The sequence below is a fragment of the Vagococcus changpingensis genome (assembly GCF_058211775.1).
Genome location: NZ_JBYVZB010000001.1, coordinates 189,637 through 204,473 on the forward strand (window position 1 = coordinate 189,637; position 14,837 = coordinate 204,473).

Below are 14,837 nucleotides of genomic sequence, written 5' to 3' on the forward strand. Positions count from 1 at the left end.
ACAATGACAAAATTTAACCAATTCGGATTAAACGATAACTTAATCCAAGCATTAGACGAAATAGGATTTAAAGAAGCAACAGAAGTGCAAGAGACATTGATTCCAGTGATAAGTAAAGGAAAAAGTGTTGTTGGACAATCACAGACAGGTTCAGGAAAGACACACACGTTTTTATTACCACTGATGAATAAAATAGATACCAAAAAAGAAGAAGTTCAAGTCATTATCACAGCACCAAGTCGTGAGTTAGCAGAACAAATCTATCAAGCAGCCAATCAATTGGCTGGTCACTATGATGATGAGCTACGTGTGAGCAACTATGTTGGTGGAACAGATAAAAAACGCCAAATGGACAAGTTAGCAAACCAACAACCTCATGTTGTGATTGGAACGCCTGGTCGTATTTTAGATTTAATCGAAAGTGGTGCACTAAAAACACATACAGCATTTGCTTTTGTCGTGGATGAAGCGGATATGACACTTGACATGGGATTTTTAGAAGATGTCGATAAAATTGCCGCAACATTACCTGGTAACTTACAAATGTTAGTCTTCTCAGCGACAATACCAGTGAAATTAAAACCATTCTTGAAAAAATACATGGACAATCCTGTTGTGGAACATATCAAACCAACGTCTGTTATTTCTGATACGATTGACAACTGGGTTATCTCGACAAAAAGTAAAGACGTGGAGCAAGTCGTGTATGATTTATTAACGATTGGCCACCCGTTTTTAGCAATGGTGTTTGCGAACACGAAACAAAAAGTCGATGAAATCACTGATTTCTTAAAAGAAAAAGGCTTAAAAGTGGCGAAAATTCATGGGGATATTCCACCACGTGAACGTAAACGTGTGATGAAAAGCATTCAAAACTTAGATTATCAATTTGTGGTAGCGACAGATTTAGCTGCTAGAGGGATTGATATTGAGGGCGTTTCTCATGTGATTAATGCGGAAATTCCAAAAGATCTAGAATTCTTTATTCATCGTGTGGGCCGTACTGGTCGTAATGGACTTCCAGGTATTGCCATCACGTTATATGAGCCAAAAGATGAATCGGCATTGGCTGAATTAGAAAAACTTGGTATTCGATTTGAACCAAAAACCATCAAAAAAGGGGAAATTGTGGATCATTATGATCGCAATCGTCGTGAGCAACGTTCACGTACGCAAAAACAATTAGACCCAACGATGATTGGTATGGTGAAAAAACAGAAGAAAAAAGTCAAACCGGGTTACAAGAAAAAAATTCGTTACGCAATTGCTGATGATCAAAAACAAAAACGTAAAATTGAGCAACGTCAATCAAATAGAAGCAAACGCAAAGCAAGAAAACAAGATTTTTAATGAAGATTTAGTATAGAAATTAGTTATTTTAAACTGATTTCTATACTTTTTTATTGTATGATTATTATCGGGAGGTAAGCTGATGAAAAAAAAAATAATAGTTTATTTAGATAATCAAACCTCATTTTTTAGTTTTGATTATGTAAGTGATGTATTCACTGCATCAAAAATTGCTGAAATATTTCATGTGAAAAGAAACACAATTAGTCACTATCTAAATCAATTAACTTCAGAGGGGAAACTTATCAAAGTTAACTCTAGACCAGTTTTTTATTTGAGTAAAAAAACGTTTGAAGAAGAAAATTTTAAGCTGAAGAAGAATATTTATTCTTCTTTTCAAGAGATATTAAATGAGAAGCCTTATTTTAAAAAAGAGAGAGATTTCTTTTCATTAATGATTGGACATAATCAAAGCCTAAATAGAGCGATAGACCAAATCAAAATGTCATTAGCTTATCCTAATAATGGCTTACCTGTTCTTATTACAGGAGAGAGTGGTACTGGGAAAAGTTATCTGGTCAGATTGGTTTATGAATATTGTATTGAAAATGATATTCTTAAAGAAGATGCACCGTTTATTACATTGAATTGTGCTCAATACGCGAATAATCCAGAACTTCTAACAAGTAATTTATTTGGCTATGTTAAAGGGGCATTTACAGGAGCTAATGAAACGCAACAAGGAATATTTGAATCAGCAAACGAGGGGATATTATTTTTGGATGAGGTTCATCGGTTAAATGCGGAAGCACAAGAGAAATTATTTACATATCTAGATCAACATATTATATATAGATTAGGGGATAATAGCCATCCACTTCATGTTAATACACGATTATTTTTTGCTACTACAGAAGATCTTGAAAGTAATTTTTTAACAACCTTTATACGACGAATTCCTATTCAAATAACTTTACCATCCATTAAAGAAAGAAGCCGAAATGAACGAATCGAATTAATCTATTCTTTTTTTATTGCAGAAAGACATATTATTCAAAAAGATATTAGTATTTCGTCTCAAGTAATAAATCTTTTAGCCGGAAATCACTTTAAAGGGAATATAGGTGAGTTGAAAAATTGCGTTAAAGTAACAGTTGCGAAAGCATTTATGGAACAAAAATCAGAGCAAGTTGTTAATATTTCTATACATTACTTACCAAGTTACTTGTTAAGGGATACAGAGCAATTAGTTTATAATATTGATGAAAACAAGATATTAATTAAGTCAGATACTACTTTGCAACAAATGATAAAAATAAATCAATTAACTCAAAAAAGTGTTATTGAGACGTTTGAAAAAGTACTTCTAATCTATCGCGAAAATCATCAAGATTTATCAATCTGTGAAGAAGAGATAAAGAAACATATCAATAAATTATTTGATGAATTGTTTTTTTCAAAACAACGTTATTCACAGTATGAGTTACTAGTATATGTTACACAATATATTAGAGAAACATTTCGTCAAATGAGAACAGCTTATGGTATCCAGTTTAACGGTAACAGTGTATACGCTTTAAGTTACTATTTATTACAAAGAGGTTCAACTAAATGGTATGCAGAAAATGATGAATTATCGGAAATGATTACACATCTTAATCAAGAAATTAAAGTGTTATATCCTGACAGTTATCATTATGTTAGTCGTATTCTAAATATTTGTCAGCCTCTTATTGATTTGGATATTACTTTAATGGATTATATTATTTTAACGCTGTATTTTAAAAAAATTGATTGGAAAAAAGAACAAGGAATACCTAAAGCAATTATAGTTGCCCATGGTTATGCGACAGCAAGTAGTATTTCAAATGTTGTGAATCGTTTGTTGGAGAAAGAAATTTTTGAAGCATTTGACATGCCACTTGAAACTACTGCGAAGCAAATTTCAGAAGAAATTATAGATTATTGTACGCAAAATGATTTATCCAATGGATTGATTATTCTTGTTGATATGGGGTCATTAAAGGAATTATATCAGTATTTTCCCAAACAAATTGAGACACCTATTGTTGTCGTAAATAACGTTAGTACACCATTAGCATTGTCTATAGGAGAAAATATACAGAAAAAATTATCTTTTGAGGAAATGATTGAACAATCTGTTGATTCAGCAAAATTAGATTGGGAAATTATCTATCCTCAAGAAAATAGAAAAAAAGTACTGTTAACTGTATGTCAAACGGGTATAGGTACAGCTAAACAAATTAATCAACTATTAGAAAAGAGCTTACCAGTATCATGCGACTTGAAGATTATGCCTTATTCCTATGAATCCCTACATGTAAACAAAAAAGACGACACTATTTTTTCAGTCTACGATGTCTTAGGTATTGTAGGAACAGAAAATCCAAACATAGAAAATTTAATGTATGTCTCACTTGAGGAATTGATCTCAGGTCAAGATACAAATCGATTGATGGATGGTTTATCCTCTGTTATGACGAAAGAAGAAAAAGACTTGTTCAATAAACGAATTATTCGCTCATTTTCTTTAGAGAAGGTGATTCAGTCTGTAACAATTTTAGATACGGATAAAGTGATTCATGAAATAGAAGATTTCTTTAGAGAAATAGAGTTTCTTTTTAATCTATTATTAGGTAATAATGTAAAAATAGCATTGTATGTTCATATTAGTTGTTTGATTGAAAGGTTAATTAGAAATATTCCTATAGAAACATATAGTCAATATGATGAATTAGCTCAGTGTCATCAAAGAGAGTTATCTTTGATTAAAAAAGCCTTTAGTGTCATAGAAAGTGATTATAGTGTCAATGTACCAAATTCAGAAGTAGCCTACGTTTATGATATTATTTTCAAAAACTCTGATATATCAATGATTGAATCTGATTTTTAAAAAGCAAATAGTTTGCCGATTATTTTTGGCATGCTATTTGCTTTTATTTTTATGTAAGGAGGTGGAACATTGGAAAGAAGAATTATTCTAGCATCTCATGGGTCCTTTGCTTCAGGTATTTTATCATCTTTAGAATTGATTTGTGGTAAACAAACAAATATTGAAGCATTGGATTGTTATACAGAAGAGTCATTTGATTTAGCTAGTGAAGTAAGTGAGATAATAAATAATAATCAAGAAAAAGAAATTATCGTAGTTACAGATATCTTTGGCGGTAGTGTGAATAATGAATTTTTGCAATATATCCATAATTCACATTTCTTTTTAGTGGCAGGGATGAATCTCCCTTTTCTTGTTGAATTAGTCACACAAATTGAATTTGTTCACTCATTAGAAGACTGCATAAATGAAGCATTATCAAATAGTAAAGTATCTATTCAATTTTGTAATAACATTTTAAAAAATGAATTACAAGGTAAAGAAGAAGAATTTTAGGAGGGATTTACATGATATTACTAACAAGAGTTGATCACCGTTTATTACACGGGCAAGTGGCTTTTACGTGGACACAAGATTTAGGAACAGATTGCATTCTAATAGCTAATGATGATGTCCCTAATAACGATTTAAGAAAAACGACAATAAAGTTAGCTAAACCACAAGGAGTTAAGTTAGTTATAAAAAATATAGAGGACTCAATTAAAGCACTAAAAAGTGGGGTAACTGATAAGTATAAATTGTTCATTGTTGTTGAATCGATAGAAGATGCTTATAAATTAGCTAAAGCTTATCCAGATATTAAGCAAATTAATTTAGGAGGAACTAAGGCCAGCGCAGATAAGGAAAATATTTCTAAAGCAGTAAACGTCACACCGCATGAGAAAGATTTAATACATGAATTATTAGCTAACAATGTTGAAGTAGAAATAAGACAAGTTCCATCTGATAAAAAAATAATGGCAAGTGATGTTATTTAAAATGAGTGAATTTGATTGGTTTTCAAGGATAGCAGGTATGAATTATTATTATCGTTATTACCCTATAGAATATTTTTACGAGTCGCTTAATAAAAATGGCATTACACAATTAGAATTATGGACATGTACTCAGCATTTTGATATTAATCAATTTACTTACCAAGATACCAAACGATTTTTAAAAAAACAGAAAAAGTATGGTTTAAAAACTATATGTGTGACGCCAGAACAGAGTAACCCAAAGCCGTACAATCTTGCAGCGAAAGATGAATTACTGCAAAAAAAAGCCATTAGTTACTTTGAAAATACGATTCGGGTAGCTTCTGAATTGGAAAGTCCTTACATATCAATGAATTCAGGATGGAATTTTTATAATGAAAATATAGATGAGGCTTTTAAAAGATCTATGTCGAACATGAGTTATTTAGCATATTTTGCTAAAAAGTTTGATGTAGCAATTGTTTTTGAAGCTCTTCAGCCAGAAGAATCAAACATAGTTAATTCGTTGACTGATTTACAACGATACATACAAGGAGTGGGTAGTGATAATGTATTTATTAATATAGATTTTGGAGCGATGTCTCGAGCTAACGAAACAATTGACGATTATTATCGAATATTCCCAGATAGTATTAGACATTGCCATTTTGTTGATGGTAATCCTACTGGTCATCTTTCTTGGGGAGAAGGTACAAGAGATGTTTTAGAGGATATATCAAGATTACATGATAACGGTTATGCAGGATATTTAACATTTGAGTTTGCACAAAGTAGATATTTTGCTCATCCTTTTGATGTGGATAAACGAGCAATTGATTTTTTGAAGAAAACATTAAACTAAGGGGGAATTAAATATGGGAGATATAGTGCCTGCACTATTAATCGGACTAATTGGATTTTTAGGACCTATGGATTTTGCTATTGGATCAAATTTATTAAATCGTCCAATTATTATGGGGCCATTAGTAGGATTAGTTTTAGGTGATTTGACACAAGGAATTATAATTGGTGCTTCATTAGAATTAATTTTTATGGGAGCAATATCTGTTGGAGCTTATTTACCACCTGATGTGATTGTTGGTGGCGTATTAGGAACAGCTTTTGCTATTAGTTTAGGGAAAGGTGTTGGAGCTGCTATTACGATAGCCATGCCAATAGCAATGTTGTCTTTAGCTATTGGGAACTTATTAAGTATTATATTTCCAATGATTGCCCATTCAGGAGATCGTGCAGCTTCAGAAGGGAATGCTAGAGGTATCACCAAATCTATGTGGACGATTGGTTTATTAGAATGTACTAGACGCGGTGTACTATGTTTCCTTGGGTTTTATTTAGGTAGTTCACAAATCGAGCATGTCCTTTCCATGATACCAGATAAAATTATTACCGGGTTAGAAGTTTCTGCAAACTTATTACCTGCAATCGGATTCGCAATTTTATTACAAATGATTTTGAATAAATCAATTATTCCATACTTCTTTTTAGGATTTTTATTGTCATCGTATCTCCATGTTCCAGTATTAGGGGTTGCTATGTTTGGATTGGTTCTGATTTTTATAACAATGAAATTTAATAATACAAGTTCACATTCAATGACAAATACGATAACAGGTCAAGAGGTGGAAGATGATGATGACTTCTAATGAAAAAAAAGTAACAAAGAAAGATTTAATGCGTATATTTTGGCGCTCACTGCCAATGGAATTTGGTTGGAATTATGAGAGGCAAATGCATTTAGCTTTTGCTCATATGATGTCGCCACTTATGAAAAAATTGTATGGAGAAGATGATGCACAGTATGCTAATTCTTTAGAACGACATATGGAATTTTTCAATTGCACACCACAAATTGTACCTTTTATAGGTGGGGTTGTTGCTTCTATGGAGGAAACAAATGCTAACAGTGATGACTTTGATCTTTCTTCAATTAGTTCGATTAAAACAGCATTAATGGGTCCCCTTTCCGGAATCGGTGATTCTATTTTCATGGGAACCATCCGTGTAATAGCAACAGGACTAGCTGTATCTCTTGCAGAAAAAGGAAATATCCTGGGCCCAATATTGTTCCTGTTACTCTACAATATTCCAGCTTACTTACTAAGATACTATGGTGTGATGTCAGGTTATAAATTAGGAGTAGGATATCTAACTAAGATTCAAGAGTCTGGGTTAATGGAGACCTTTAAAAAAGCTGCATCTATTTTAGGGGTAATGGTGATTGGAGCCATGACAAATGAAATGGTTGCGATTAACTTTACTTTAAAGTTAGGTAGTGGAGATGAAGCACAAACATTACAAAATATATTAGATGGCATGATGCCAGGATTAATGAGTTTAGTAGTTTTATATATATTCTATAAACTCAATAAACGAAAAGTTAATGTATTATGGCAAATTTTAGGAGCAGCAATTATCGGTGTCTTACTGACTTGGTATGGCATTTTAGGATAATAAATTTTAATAAAACAAGATTATTAGGAGGATAAAAATATGCTAAAATTTAATGAACAACAACAAATTGATACAATACAGGGTGCTTTAGAATTAAGACCTACTGTTGAAGAAATCATCGATAAAGTGTGGGATGAAGGTTTTGATAATGTGTTTTACTTAGGAATTGGTGGAACATATGCTTCGGGTATGCAAGCAGTAACATATATGAATGGGAGAAGTGATTTACCAGTTTATGTCCAACATGCAGCAGAGTATTATACAACGGGAAATAGACGATTAACTGAAAAATCTTTAGTCATTCTATCTTCAGTTACTGGTACGACACAAGAGGTTGTTCGTGCAGTGAAAGAAATGAAAGAAGTCGGTGCAACACTACTTGGGTTTATTGATAAAGCAGGGAGTATTTTAGCTGAATTATGTGATTACGTTGTTTGTTATGAACCATTAGGAACAGAACAAATTAAATATTTTATGGTAGCTGATCGTTTAATGAATAGAAATGGCGACTTTGATGACTATGAAGAGTACTATGCTGAATTAGATAACTATTTAGCGAAAGGTTTAGTTGAGGCTGAAAAGAAAGCAGATAGTTTTGGTTTGGAATTTGCACAAAAACATCGTCATGATGCAATGCATTATTTTATAGGGGCAGGTAACCAGTGGGGGGCAGTATACTCATATGCAATGTGTTATTGGGAAGAACAAAGTTGGTTACGTTCTAAATCAATTCATTCTGCTGAATTTTTACATGGAACTTTAGAAGTTATTGATGAGACTACTCCTGTGACATTATTTTTAGGAGAAGATGAGCAGCGCATGTTATCAGAACGTGTAAAAAATCTTTTACCTCGAATTTGTGCTAATTATACTTTTATTGACACAAAAGATTATCCAGTGGATGGTATAAGTGAGAAAAATAGAGGACGTGTCTTATCATATTTACTAATGCACTGTGTGACACAACGTATAGACGCTTATGTTGAAAAACTAAATTGTCATCCATTAGACATCCGCCGTTACTATCGACAATTTGATTACTAAAATAAAAAGTCGATCAAATCTTGTTATTAGCAAGAATTGATCGACTTTTTTATGTTAGTCTTCTTTTACTAAAAGGATTCCAGAACTTGTTCCAAGTCTGTCTGCACCCATTTCAATCATCGTGAAGGCATCTTCTTTAGAGCGAACGCCACCTGATGCTTTAACAAAGGCATTGTCTTTAACCGTGTCTTTCATTAGTTTCACGTCTTTAGGTGTTGCACCACCAGTTGAAAATCCTGTTGATGTTTTAACAAAGTCAGCATTTGCTGCTACAGATAATTCACATGCTTTAACGATTTCTTCGTCAGTTAAAAGACATGTTTCGATAATGACTTTTACAATCGCTTTTGGATGACTTGCTTTAACAACTGCTGCAATATCTTGTTCTACGATATCGTATTCTTTATTTTTTAGTGCACCGATATTAATCACCATATCAATTTCTTCTGCACCATTTTCAATAGCATTTGTTGTTTCAAATACTTTGGTTTCTGTTGTGTTTGCTCCTAGAGGGAACCCAATAACTGTACACACTTTTGCTTTTGCATCAGCTAAAATTTCTGCTGCATAGCTTACCCAGAAAGGATTGACACAAACTGAGGCGAAATCATATTCTGCGGCTTCCTCGCACAATGTTTTGATTTGCTCTCTTGTGGCATCTGGTTTTAATAACGTGTGATCGACATATTTTGCTAAATTCATAAAATTAGCTCCTTCAAATAATATTTGTAAACGCTACTGTATTACTACTACTATATTTTACAATGATTATGGTAGAATAGCAACGTAAACTAAGTAGTCATAATTATAAAAAATGACGAATAAAGTTGTTGACAGGCATTTTTTCATTTGTTATTATATGCCTTATAAATCATTGCTTTGAAAAGAAGAGTATATTTTTGGATTGTATAAAGAGACCTCGGATGGTGAGAAAGAGGAACAAGAAGGAAATAGAAGATGGTCTTTGAGCATAAAAGTATGAGCGTCTACCGCTAGTATTTTTCGGGAGTTCCCGTTACCGGACAACAGTATTTAAAGCGACTGGCTTGCGTACTGGGTAAGATTATTATCGTGAGGTAATAATGAAAAAAGGTGGTAACACGAAACAACGCTTTCGTCCTTTGTTTACTTATGTAAAGTAGATAAAGGACGGAAGCTTTTTTTGTTATCAAGATATAGGAGGCAACATCATGAGTAATATAGAGTTAATTGATGTCTGTAAAACATATAAAACGAAGAAACAAACAGTCGAAGCAGTCAAACATGTTGATTTATCCATAAAAAGTGGCGACATTTTTGGGGTAATCGGTTTTTCAGGAGCAGGTAAGAGTACATTAATTCGTTTATTGAATTTATTAGAACAACCAACAAGTGGCATCATCGAAGTGGATGGTGAGGACATCACGAAATTAAAAGGAAAAAGTTTACGAGATTACCGAAAAAAAGTTGGGATGATTTTCCAACATTTTAACCTATTATGGTCGAGAACGGTTTTAGACAATGTGTTACTATCTTTAGAATTTAGTCATGTGCCAAAAGCTGAAAGAGAAGCAAGAGCACGCGAGTTGATTAAACTAGTTGGCCTTGAAGGCCGTGAAAATGCTTATCCAAGTCAACTTTCAGGTGGACAAAAACAGCGTGTCGGCATCGCTAGAGCACTAACAAACGACCCAGAGATTTTATTATGTGATGAGGCAACAAGTGCTCTTGACCCACAAACAACCGAAGAAGTACTCGATTTATTGTTAGACATCAACAAACAACTTGGCTTAACCATCGTGTTAATCACGCATGAGATGAATGTGATTCGCAAGATTTGTAACAAAGTCGCTGTCATGGAAACAGGAAGTGTGATTGAAACAGGAGATACTTTATCAGTCTTTAGACACCCAGAGCATGAAGTGACCGCACGATTTATCAAACAAGACATTCAAGAAGATAGTGAAGAAAACGAAGAAGCGATTCAATACTTGGTGAAACATTATCCTGAGGGGCTATTAGTTCGCTTGATTTTTGAGGGAGATAAAGCAAAAGAAACGGTTATCTCGCAAGTCATTCATGAATACAACATCAACGTCAATATTTTACAAGCCAGTCTTAGACAAGCAAATCATTCATCTTTTGGAACAATGCTTGTGCAATTGACAGGCGACGAGGCAACGGTGTCTGAGAGTTTAATTTATTTTGAACAACATGGCGTAGGAGTTGAGGTGATTTAACATGGAAAAAGGATTAATAGAAACGTATTTTAATTTTAGTGAAATTAATGTCGATGATTTTATCAAAGCCACAAAAGAAACATTGTATATGACGTTTGTCTCAACATTTTTTGTGGTAATTATCGGCCTTATAATTGGTCTAATGCTTTACTATTTCGGAAAAAGCAACAAACCACTTGGTAAGACACTTTACGGAATTGTCTCAATCATCAGTAACACATTCCGTTCGATACCATTTATTATTTTGATTATCTTATTGTTCCCTATCACAAAAGCATTGATAGGCACAATGTTAGGGCCAACAGCGGCATTACCAGCTTTAGTCATTTCAGCCGCACCGTTTTATGCAAGGTTGGTCGATATTGCGTTTCGTGAAGTAGATCCAGGCGTACTTGAAGCTAGTGAAGCAATGGGTGCCACACAATTGCAAATTATTTTTAAAGTCTTAATTCCTGAAAGTGTGCCAGCATTAATCTCTGGTATCACAGTGACCACCATTACGATGATTGGCTTTACGGCTATGGCAGGGGCAATCGGGGCAGGTGGTTTAGGCTCTCTTGCTTATCAAGGAGGCTTTATGGGAAATAAGCATACGATTATCATGGTCGCAACAGTATTAATTCTAATCATTGTGTTTATTTTACAATGGTTAGGCGATTTATTAGTAAAATTAACAGATAAACGAAATTAACATTTAGGGGGAAAAGTAAATGAAAAAAACATGGATTAAATTAGGCGTGGCAGCATTAGCTGTTTTAACGTTGGTTGGATGTGGCAATAGTGGAAGCACAAAAGATAGTGCGTCAGGCAGCGGAAGTAAAGATGACAAGGTGATTAAAGTCGGTGCCTCTCCAACGCCACATGCTGAAATATTAGAAGAGGCAAAACCATTATTAAAAGAAAAAGGGTACGACTTAGAAATCGTGACATTCCAAGATTATATCTTGCCGAACAAAGCATTGGCTGAAAAAGAAATTGATACCAACTATTTCCAACATATTCCATATTTTAATAAAGAAGTAAAAGAAAAAGGGTATGATTTTACTAATGCAGGAGCAATCCATTTAGAAAAAATGGCACTATACTCACAAAAAATTAAAGACATCAAAGACTTAGAAGATGGTGCGACAATTTTAGTTAGTAACTCTCAAACTGACTGGGGTCGTGTGATTGGGATGCTTCAAGAAGCAGGACTTGTGAAAGTGAAAGATGGTGTTGATTTAACCACTGCAACATTTGATGATATTTCAGAAAATCCGAAAAAATTAGTTTTCAAATATGACATCGATCCAGCGATGATGGCAACAACATACCAAAACAAAGAGGGCGATTTAGTGGCGATTAATGCCAATTTTGCTGAAAGCATTGGCTTAAATCCTGAAAAAGATGGTGTTTTAGTTGAAGATAATAATTCACCATATGCTAATATCATTGCCGTAAGATCTGAAGACAAAGATTCTGACAAAACAAAAGCCCTTGTTGAAGCATTACATGATCAAAAAATAGTTGATTTTGTTAATAACAAGTGGAAAGGTACCGTTACGATTGTGAATCAATAAGAAATAAAAAAAGTACGAGTTGAATGAAACGTTTCAACTTGTACTTTTTTATTTTGAGGTAGTTATTGCAAGATAGAGTTCAAACTTGAAATCAGTTTCCATTTATTATACGATTAATTTATAGAAGTAGTGTTAGAAAAAATCAAAGTGAGGTGTAGAGGGAAAATGTCATTATTAACATTATGGAATCGTTCGTATAACGAAATAAAACATGAAAAGAGGTAGATTATGGATATTTTGTTAACTTTAGGGTTAATTATTTTATTGACAAAAATAGCAGATAGCATTGCAATGAAATTTGGACTTCCATCAGTCGTCGGGAGTTTGATTGTTGGGATATTAGTAGGACCATCTGTTTTTAACATCATACAAAACAATGCATCAATTGAGTTGTTATCCCACTTGGGAGTTATTCTTCTAATGTTTATTGCTGGTGTGGAAAGTGATTTAAAGATATTAAAAAAATATTTTAAACCTTCTCTCATCACAGGTCTTCTAGGGGTATTAATCCCATTCGCCGTATTTTTCTTTGCTTCAAGGTCGTTTAATTATTCGCAAGACACTTCACTATTTATTGGTCTAATCTTCGGAGCAACTTCTCTAAGCATCGCCATTCAGGTACTCAAAGAGTTAAATTTCATACAAACAAAAGAAGGATCCATTATTATCGGATCATCTATTTTAGACGATATCATCGTCGTTATCTTGTTGAACTTAGTCTTAAATCTAGTCAACCCCAATACAACTACTGCAGATGTATTACCATTTCTTTTTAAAAATGTATTATTCTTCTTATTTATTTATATCTTCGGAAAATTTATTTTACCTATTATTCTTAAAGGGTTGTCATACTTTATCGTTCCAGAACGAGACGTTGCCTTTTCTTTAATCATGGTGTTCTTACTCAGTTTTTTAGCTGATTGGATTGGTATGTCAGATATTATCGGTGCTTTCTTTGCTGGTATTTTAATCTCACAAACACCATTTGCCGAATATGTTGAAAGAAAAGTAACCAGTATTACTTCTGCATTATTTGCCCCAGTATTCTTTGTAAGCATTGGATTAAAACTTGTTTTAGATGGTTTAGGCGAAAACATGTTATTAATCATTGTCTTTAGCGTACTAGCTATCTTTACTAAATTTATCGGTGGGTTCCTTGGAGGGAAAATCGAGAAATTTGATAACAATAGTAGTGCTATTATTGGTGCGAGTCTGATTTCACGTGGCGAGATGGCATTAATCTTGATTGCGTTAGGACTTGAAAAAGGCTTTATCGATCAAGGAATGTATGCGTCTTTAGTTTTAGTCATTATCCTTACCACAGTTATTGCCCCAATATTGTTGAAATGGGCGATTGCGCTGGGAGATAAATCAAAAGCAGAATTAGACGACCCAGTGCATGAATCTTAAATAAAAAAATGTAGACAATATTGTCTGCATTTTTTTATTTGATAGAAATATTAAATGAGAGTGATTATTATCTGCCTTTTTTCCAGATAAGACGTAATTGAAGCACTTTTAAATTGAAGTCCATTCTCAATTAGGTTAGAATTGAAAGAGAGTTAATTTTTATTAAAGTAATAATTTGGAGGGAAAAACATGTCCGTTTTAGAAATAAAGGATTTGCATGTATCAATCGAAGAAAAAGAAATACTAAAAGGTGTTAATTTAACCATGAAAACGGGTGAAATTCATGCCATCATGGGCCCAAACGGAACAGGTAAATCAACTTTATCTGCTGCGATTATGGGAAATCCAAATTATACGGTCACTAAAGGTGAAATTCTTTTAGACGGTGAAGATGTATTAGAAATGGAAGTTGACGAGCGTGCACGTGCTGGTCTATTTTTGGCGGTTCAATACCCGAGTGAAATTCCAGGGATTACAAATGCTGAATTTATGCGCGCGGCAATGAACGCAAAACGTGCTGATGATGACAAAATTTCAGTCATGGACTTTTTAGATAAATTAGATGACAAAATGGCGTTATTAGATATGCCAGAAGAAATGGCTGAACGTTACTTAAACGAAGGATTCTCAGGCGGAGAGAAAAAACGTAATGAAATTCTTCAATTATTAATGTTAGAACCAACGTTTGCGATTTTAGATGAAATCGACTCAGGTCTTGATATTGATGCCTTACAAGTTGTATCAAAAGGAATCAATGAAATGCGTGGCGATAACTTTGGGTCACTTATCATCACTCACTACCAACGACTATTAAATTATATCGTGCCAGATGTGGTGCATATTATGATGGATGGCCGTGTGGTTATGACTGGTGGCGCTGATTTAGCAAAACGTCTTGAAGAAGAAGGATACAAAGGAATCAGTGAAGAATTAGGAATTGATTACGAAGAAAACGAAGAATAATGAAGGAGAC

General features: G+C 33.6%; 14 protein-coding genes and 1 other annotated feature. Of the genes, 13 read left to right on the forward strand and 1 reads right to left on the reverse strand.

What is annotated here, in order from left to right; translation table 11 throughout:
- The first annotated feature begins 3 nt into the window (after nt 1-3).
- The 8 genes from AC37UB_RS01055 to AC37UB_RS01090 all read left to right on the forward strand — a co-directional run bounded on the left by AC37UB_RS01055 (nt 4) and on the right by AC37UB_RS01090 (nt 8,676).
- Entirely contained in the window at nt 4-1,350 is a 1,347-nt protein-coding gene (locus AC37UB_RS01055) for a DEAD/DEAH box helicase (protein ID WP_490685177.1), read from the forward strand.
- An 82-nt stretch (nt 1,351-1,432) separates the two neighbouring features.
- Nucleotides 1,433-4,204 (forward strand): sigma 54-interacting transcriptional regulator, encoded by a 2,772-nt coding sequence (locus AC37UB_RS01060; RefSeq protein ID WP_490685178.1) that lies wholly within the window; start codon nt 1,433-1,435, stop codon nt 4,202-4,204.
- A gap of 69 nt (nt 4,205-4,273) precedes the next feature.
- Nucleotides 4,274-4,699, forward strand: coding sequence for a PTS sugar transporter subunit IIA (locus AC37UB_RS01065; RefSeq protein WP_117972190.1), 426 nt, complete (start codon nt 4,274-4,276; stop codon nt 4,697-4,699).
- 11 nt (nt 4,700-4,710) lie between these two features.
- On the forward strand, nt 4,711-5,181 hold the full coding sequence (locus AC37UB_RS01070; protein WP_117972191.1) for a PTS sugar transporter subunit IIB: 471 nt from the start codon (nt 4,711-4,713) through the stop codon (nt 5,179-5,181).
- Between the two features lies 1 nt (nt 5,182).
- Complete coding sequence (locus tag AC37UB_RS01075) at nt 5,183-6,022, forward strand: sugar phosphate isomerase/epimerase family protein (RefSeq protein ID WP_490685179.1); 840 nt, start codon at nt 5,183-5,185, stop codon at nt 6,020-6,022.
- A gap of 13 nt (nt 6,023-6,035) precedes the next feature.
- On the forward strand, nt 6,036-6,824 hold the full coding sequence (locus AC37UB_RS01080; RefSeq protein ID WP_233519146.1) for a PTS mannose/fructose/sorbose/N-acetylgalactosamine transporter subunit IIC: 789 nt from the start codon (nt 6,036-6,038) through the stop codon (nt 6,822-6,824).
- Nucleotides 6,808-7,632, forward strand: coding sequence for a PTS system mannose/fructose/sorbose family transporter subunit IID (locus tag AC37UB_RS01085; protein ID WP_071456955.1), 825 nt, complete (start codon nt 6,808-6,810; stop codon nt 7,630-7,632). The genes AC37UB_RS01080 and AC37UB_RS01085 overlap by 17 nt, the downstream gene beginning before the upstream one ends.
- 39 nt (nt 7,633-7,671) lie before the next feature.
- The gene (locus AC37UB_RS01090) at nt 7,672-8,676 is read left to right on the forward strand and encodes an SIS domain-containing protein (RefSeq protein WP_071456954.1); all 1,005 of its coding nucleotides are present in this window, start codon (nt 7,672-7,674) and stop codon (nt 8,674-8,676) included.
- Between the two features lie 54 nt (nt 8,677-8,730).
- Here the strand turns inward: AC37UB_RS01090 and deoC are convergent, their stop codons facing one another.
- Complete coding sequence (gene deoC, locus AC37UB_RS01095) at nt 8,731-9,378, reverse strand: deoxyribose-phosphate aldolase (RefSeq protein WP_117972193.1); 648 nt, start codon at nt 9,376-9,378, stop codon at nt 8,731-8,733.
- Nucleotides 9,379-9,546: 168 nt separating this feature from the next.
- Nucleotides 9,547-9,801: a binding site (T-box leader), on the forward strand.
- Between the two features lie 65 nt (nt 9,802-9,866).
- Between deoC and AC37UB_RS01100 the strand changes: the two genes are divergently transcribed.
- From AC37UB_RS01100 to sufC, 5 genes are all read left to right on the forward strand, one after another.
- Complete coding sequence (locus tag AC37UB_RS01100) at nt 9,867-10,895, forward strand: methionine ABC transporter ATP-binding protein (protein ID WP_490685180.1); 1,029 nt, start codon at nt 9,867-9,869, stop codon at nt 10,893-10,895.
- A gap of 1 nt (nt 10,896) precedes the next feature.
- Nucleotides 10,897-11,586, forward strand: coding sequence for a methionine ABC transporter permease (locus tag AC37UB_RS01105; protein ID WP_117972195.1), 690 nt, complete (start codon nt 10,897-10,899; stop codon nt 11,584-11,586).
- Nucleotides 11,587-11,605: 19 nt separating this feature from the next.
- Nucleotides 11,606-12,454 carry a MetQ/NlpA family ABC transporter substrate-binding protein gene (locus AC37UB_RS01110; protein ID WP_490685181.1) on the forward strand — a complete coding sequence of 283 codons (849 nt, stop codon included), beginning with the start codon at nt 11,606-11,608 and terminating at the stop codon, nt 12,452-12,454.
- Between the two features lie 228 nt (nt 12,455-12,682).
- Nucleotides 12,683-13,864: a cation:proton antiporter gene (locus tag AC37UB_RS01115; RefSeq protein WP_241698940.1), complete on the forward strand. Its 1,182-nt coding sequence runs from the start codon at nt 12,683-12,685 to the stop codon at nt 13,862-13,864.
- Nucleotides 13,865-14,053: 189 nt separating this feature from the next.
- Entirely contained in the window at nt 14,054-14,827 is a 774-nt protein-coding gene (gene sufC / locus AC37UB_RS01120; protein ID WP_071456948.1) for a Fe-S cluster assembly ATPase SufC, read from the forward strand.
- The last annotated feature ends 10 nt before the right edge of the window (nt 14,828-14,837 follow it).

What these genes read in the sequence shown, in the direction of transcription:
- deoC (WP_117972193.1), bottom strand. Translation starts at nt 9,378, where the DNA reads ATGAATTTAGCAAAATATGTCGATCACACGTTATTAAAACCAGATGCC.
- AC37UB_RS01075 (WP_490685179.1), top strand. Translation starts at nt 5,183, where the DNA reads ATGAGTGAATTTGATTGGTTTTCAAGGATAGCAGGTATGAATTATTAT.
- AC37UB_RS01105 (WP_117972195.1), top strand. Translation starts at nt 10,897, where the DNA reads ATGGAAAAAGGATTAATAGAAACGTATTTTAATTTTAGTGAAATTAAT.
- AC37UB_RS01100 (WP_490685180.1), top strand. Translation starts at nt 9,867, where the DNA reads ATGAGTAATATAGAGTTAATTGATGTCTGTAAAACATATAAAACGAAG.
- sufC (WP_071456948.1), top strand. Translation starts at nt 14,054, where the DNA reads ATGTCCGTTTTAGAAATAAAGGATTTGCATGTATCAATCGAAGAAAAA.
- AC37UB_RS01055 (WP_490685177.1), top strand. Translation starts at nt 4, where the DNA reads ATGACAAAATTTAACCAATTCGGATTAAACGATAACTTAATCCAAGCA.
- AC37UB_RS01085 (WP_071456955.1), top strand. Translation starts at nt 6,808, where the DNA reads ATGATGATGACTTCTAATGAAAAAAAAGTAACAAAGAAAGATTTAATG.
- AC37UB_RS01070 (WP_117972191.1), top strand. Translation starts at nt 4,711, where the DNA reads ATGATATTACTAACAAGAGTTGATCACCGTTTATTACACGGGCAAGTG.
- AC37UB_RS01090 (WP_071456954.1), top strand. Translation starts at nt 7,672, where the DNA reads ATGCTAAAATTTAATGAACAACAACAAATTGATACAATACAGGGTGCT.
- AC37UB_RS01080 (WP_233519146.1), top strand. Translation starts at nt 6,036, where the DNA reads ATGGGAGATATAGTGCCTGCACTATTAATCGGACTAATTGGATTTTTA.
- AC37UB_RS01110 (WP_490685181.1), top strand. Translation starts at nt 11,606, where the DNA reads ATGAAAAAAACATGGATTAAATTAGGCGTGGCAGCATTAGCTGTTTTA.
- AC37UB_RS01060 (WP_490685178.1), top strand. Translation starts at nt 1,433, where the DNA reads ATGAAAAAAAAAATAATAGTTTATTTAGATAATCAAACCTCATTTTTT.
- AC37UB_RS01115 (WP_241698940.1), top strand. Translation starts at nt 12,683, where the DNA reads ATGGATATTTTGTTAACTTTAGGGTTAATTATTTTATTGACAAAAATA.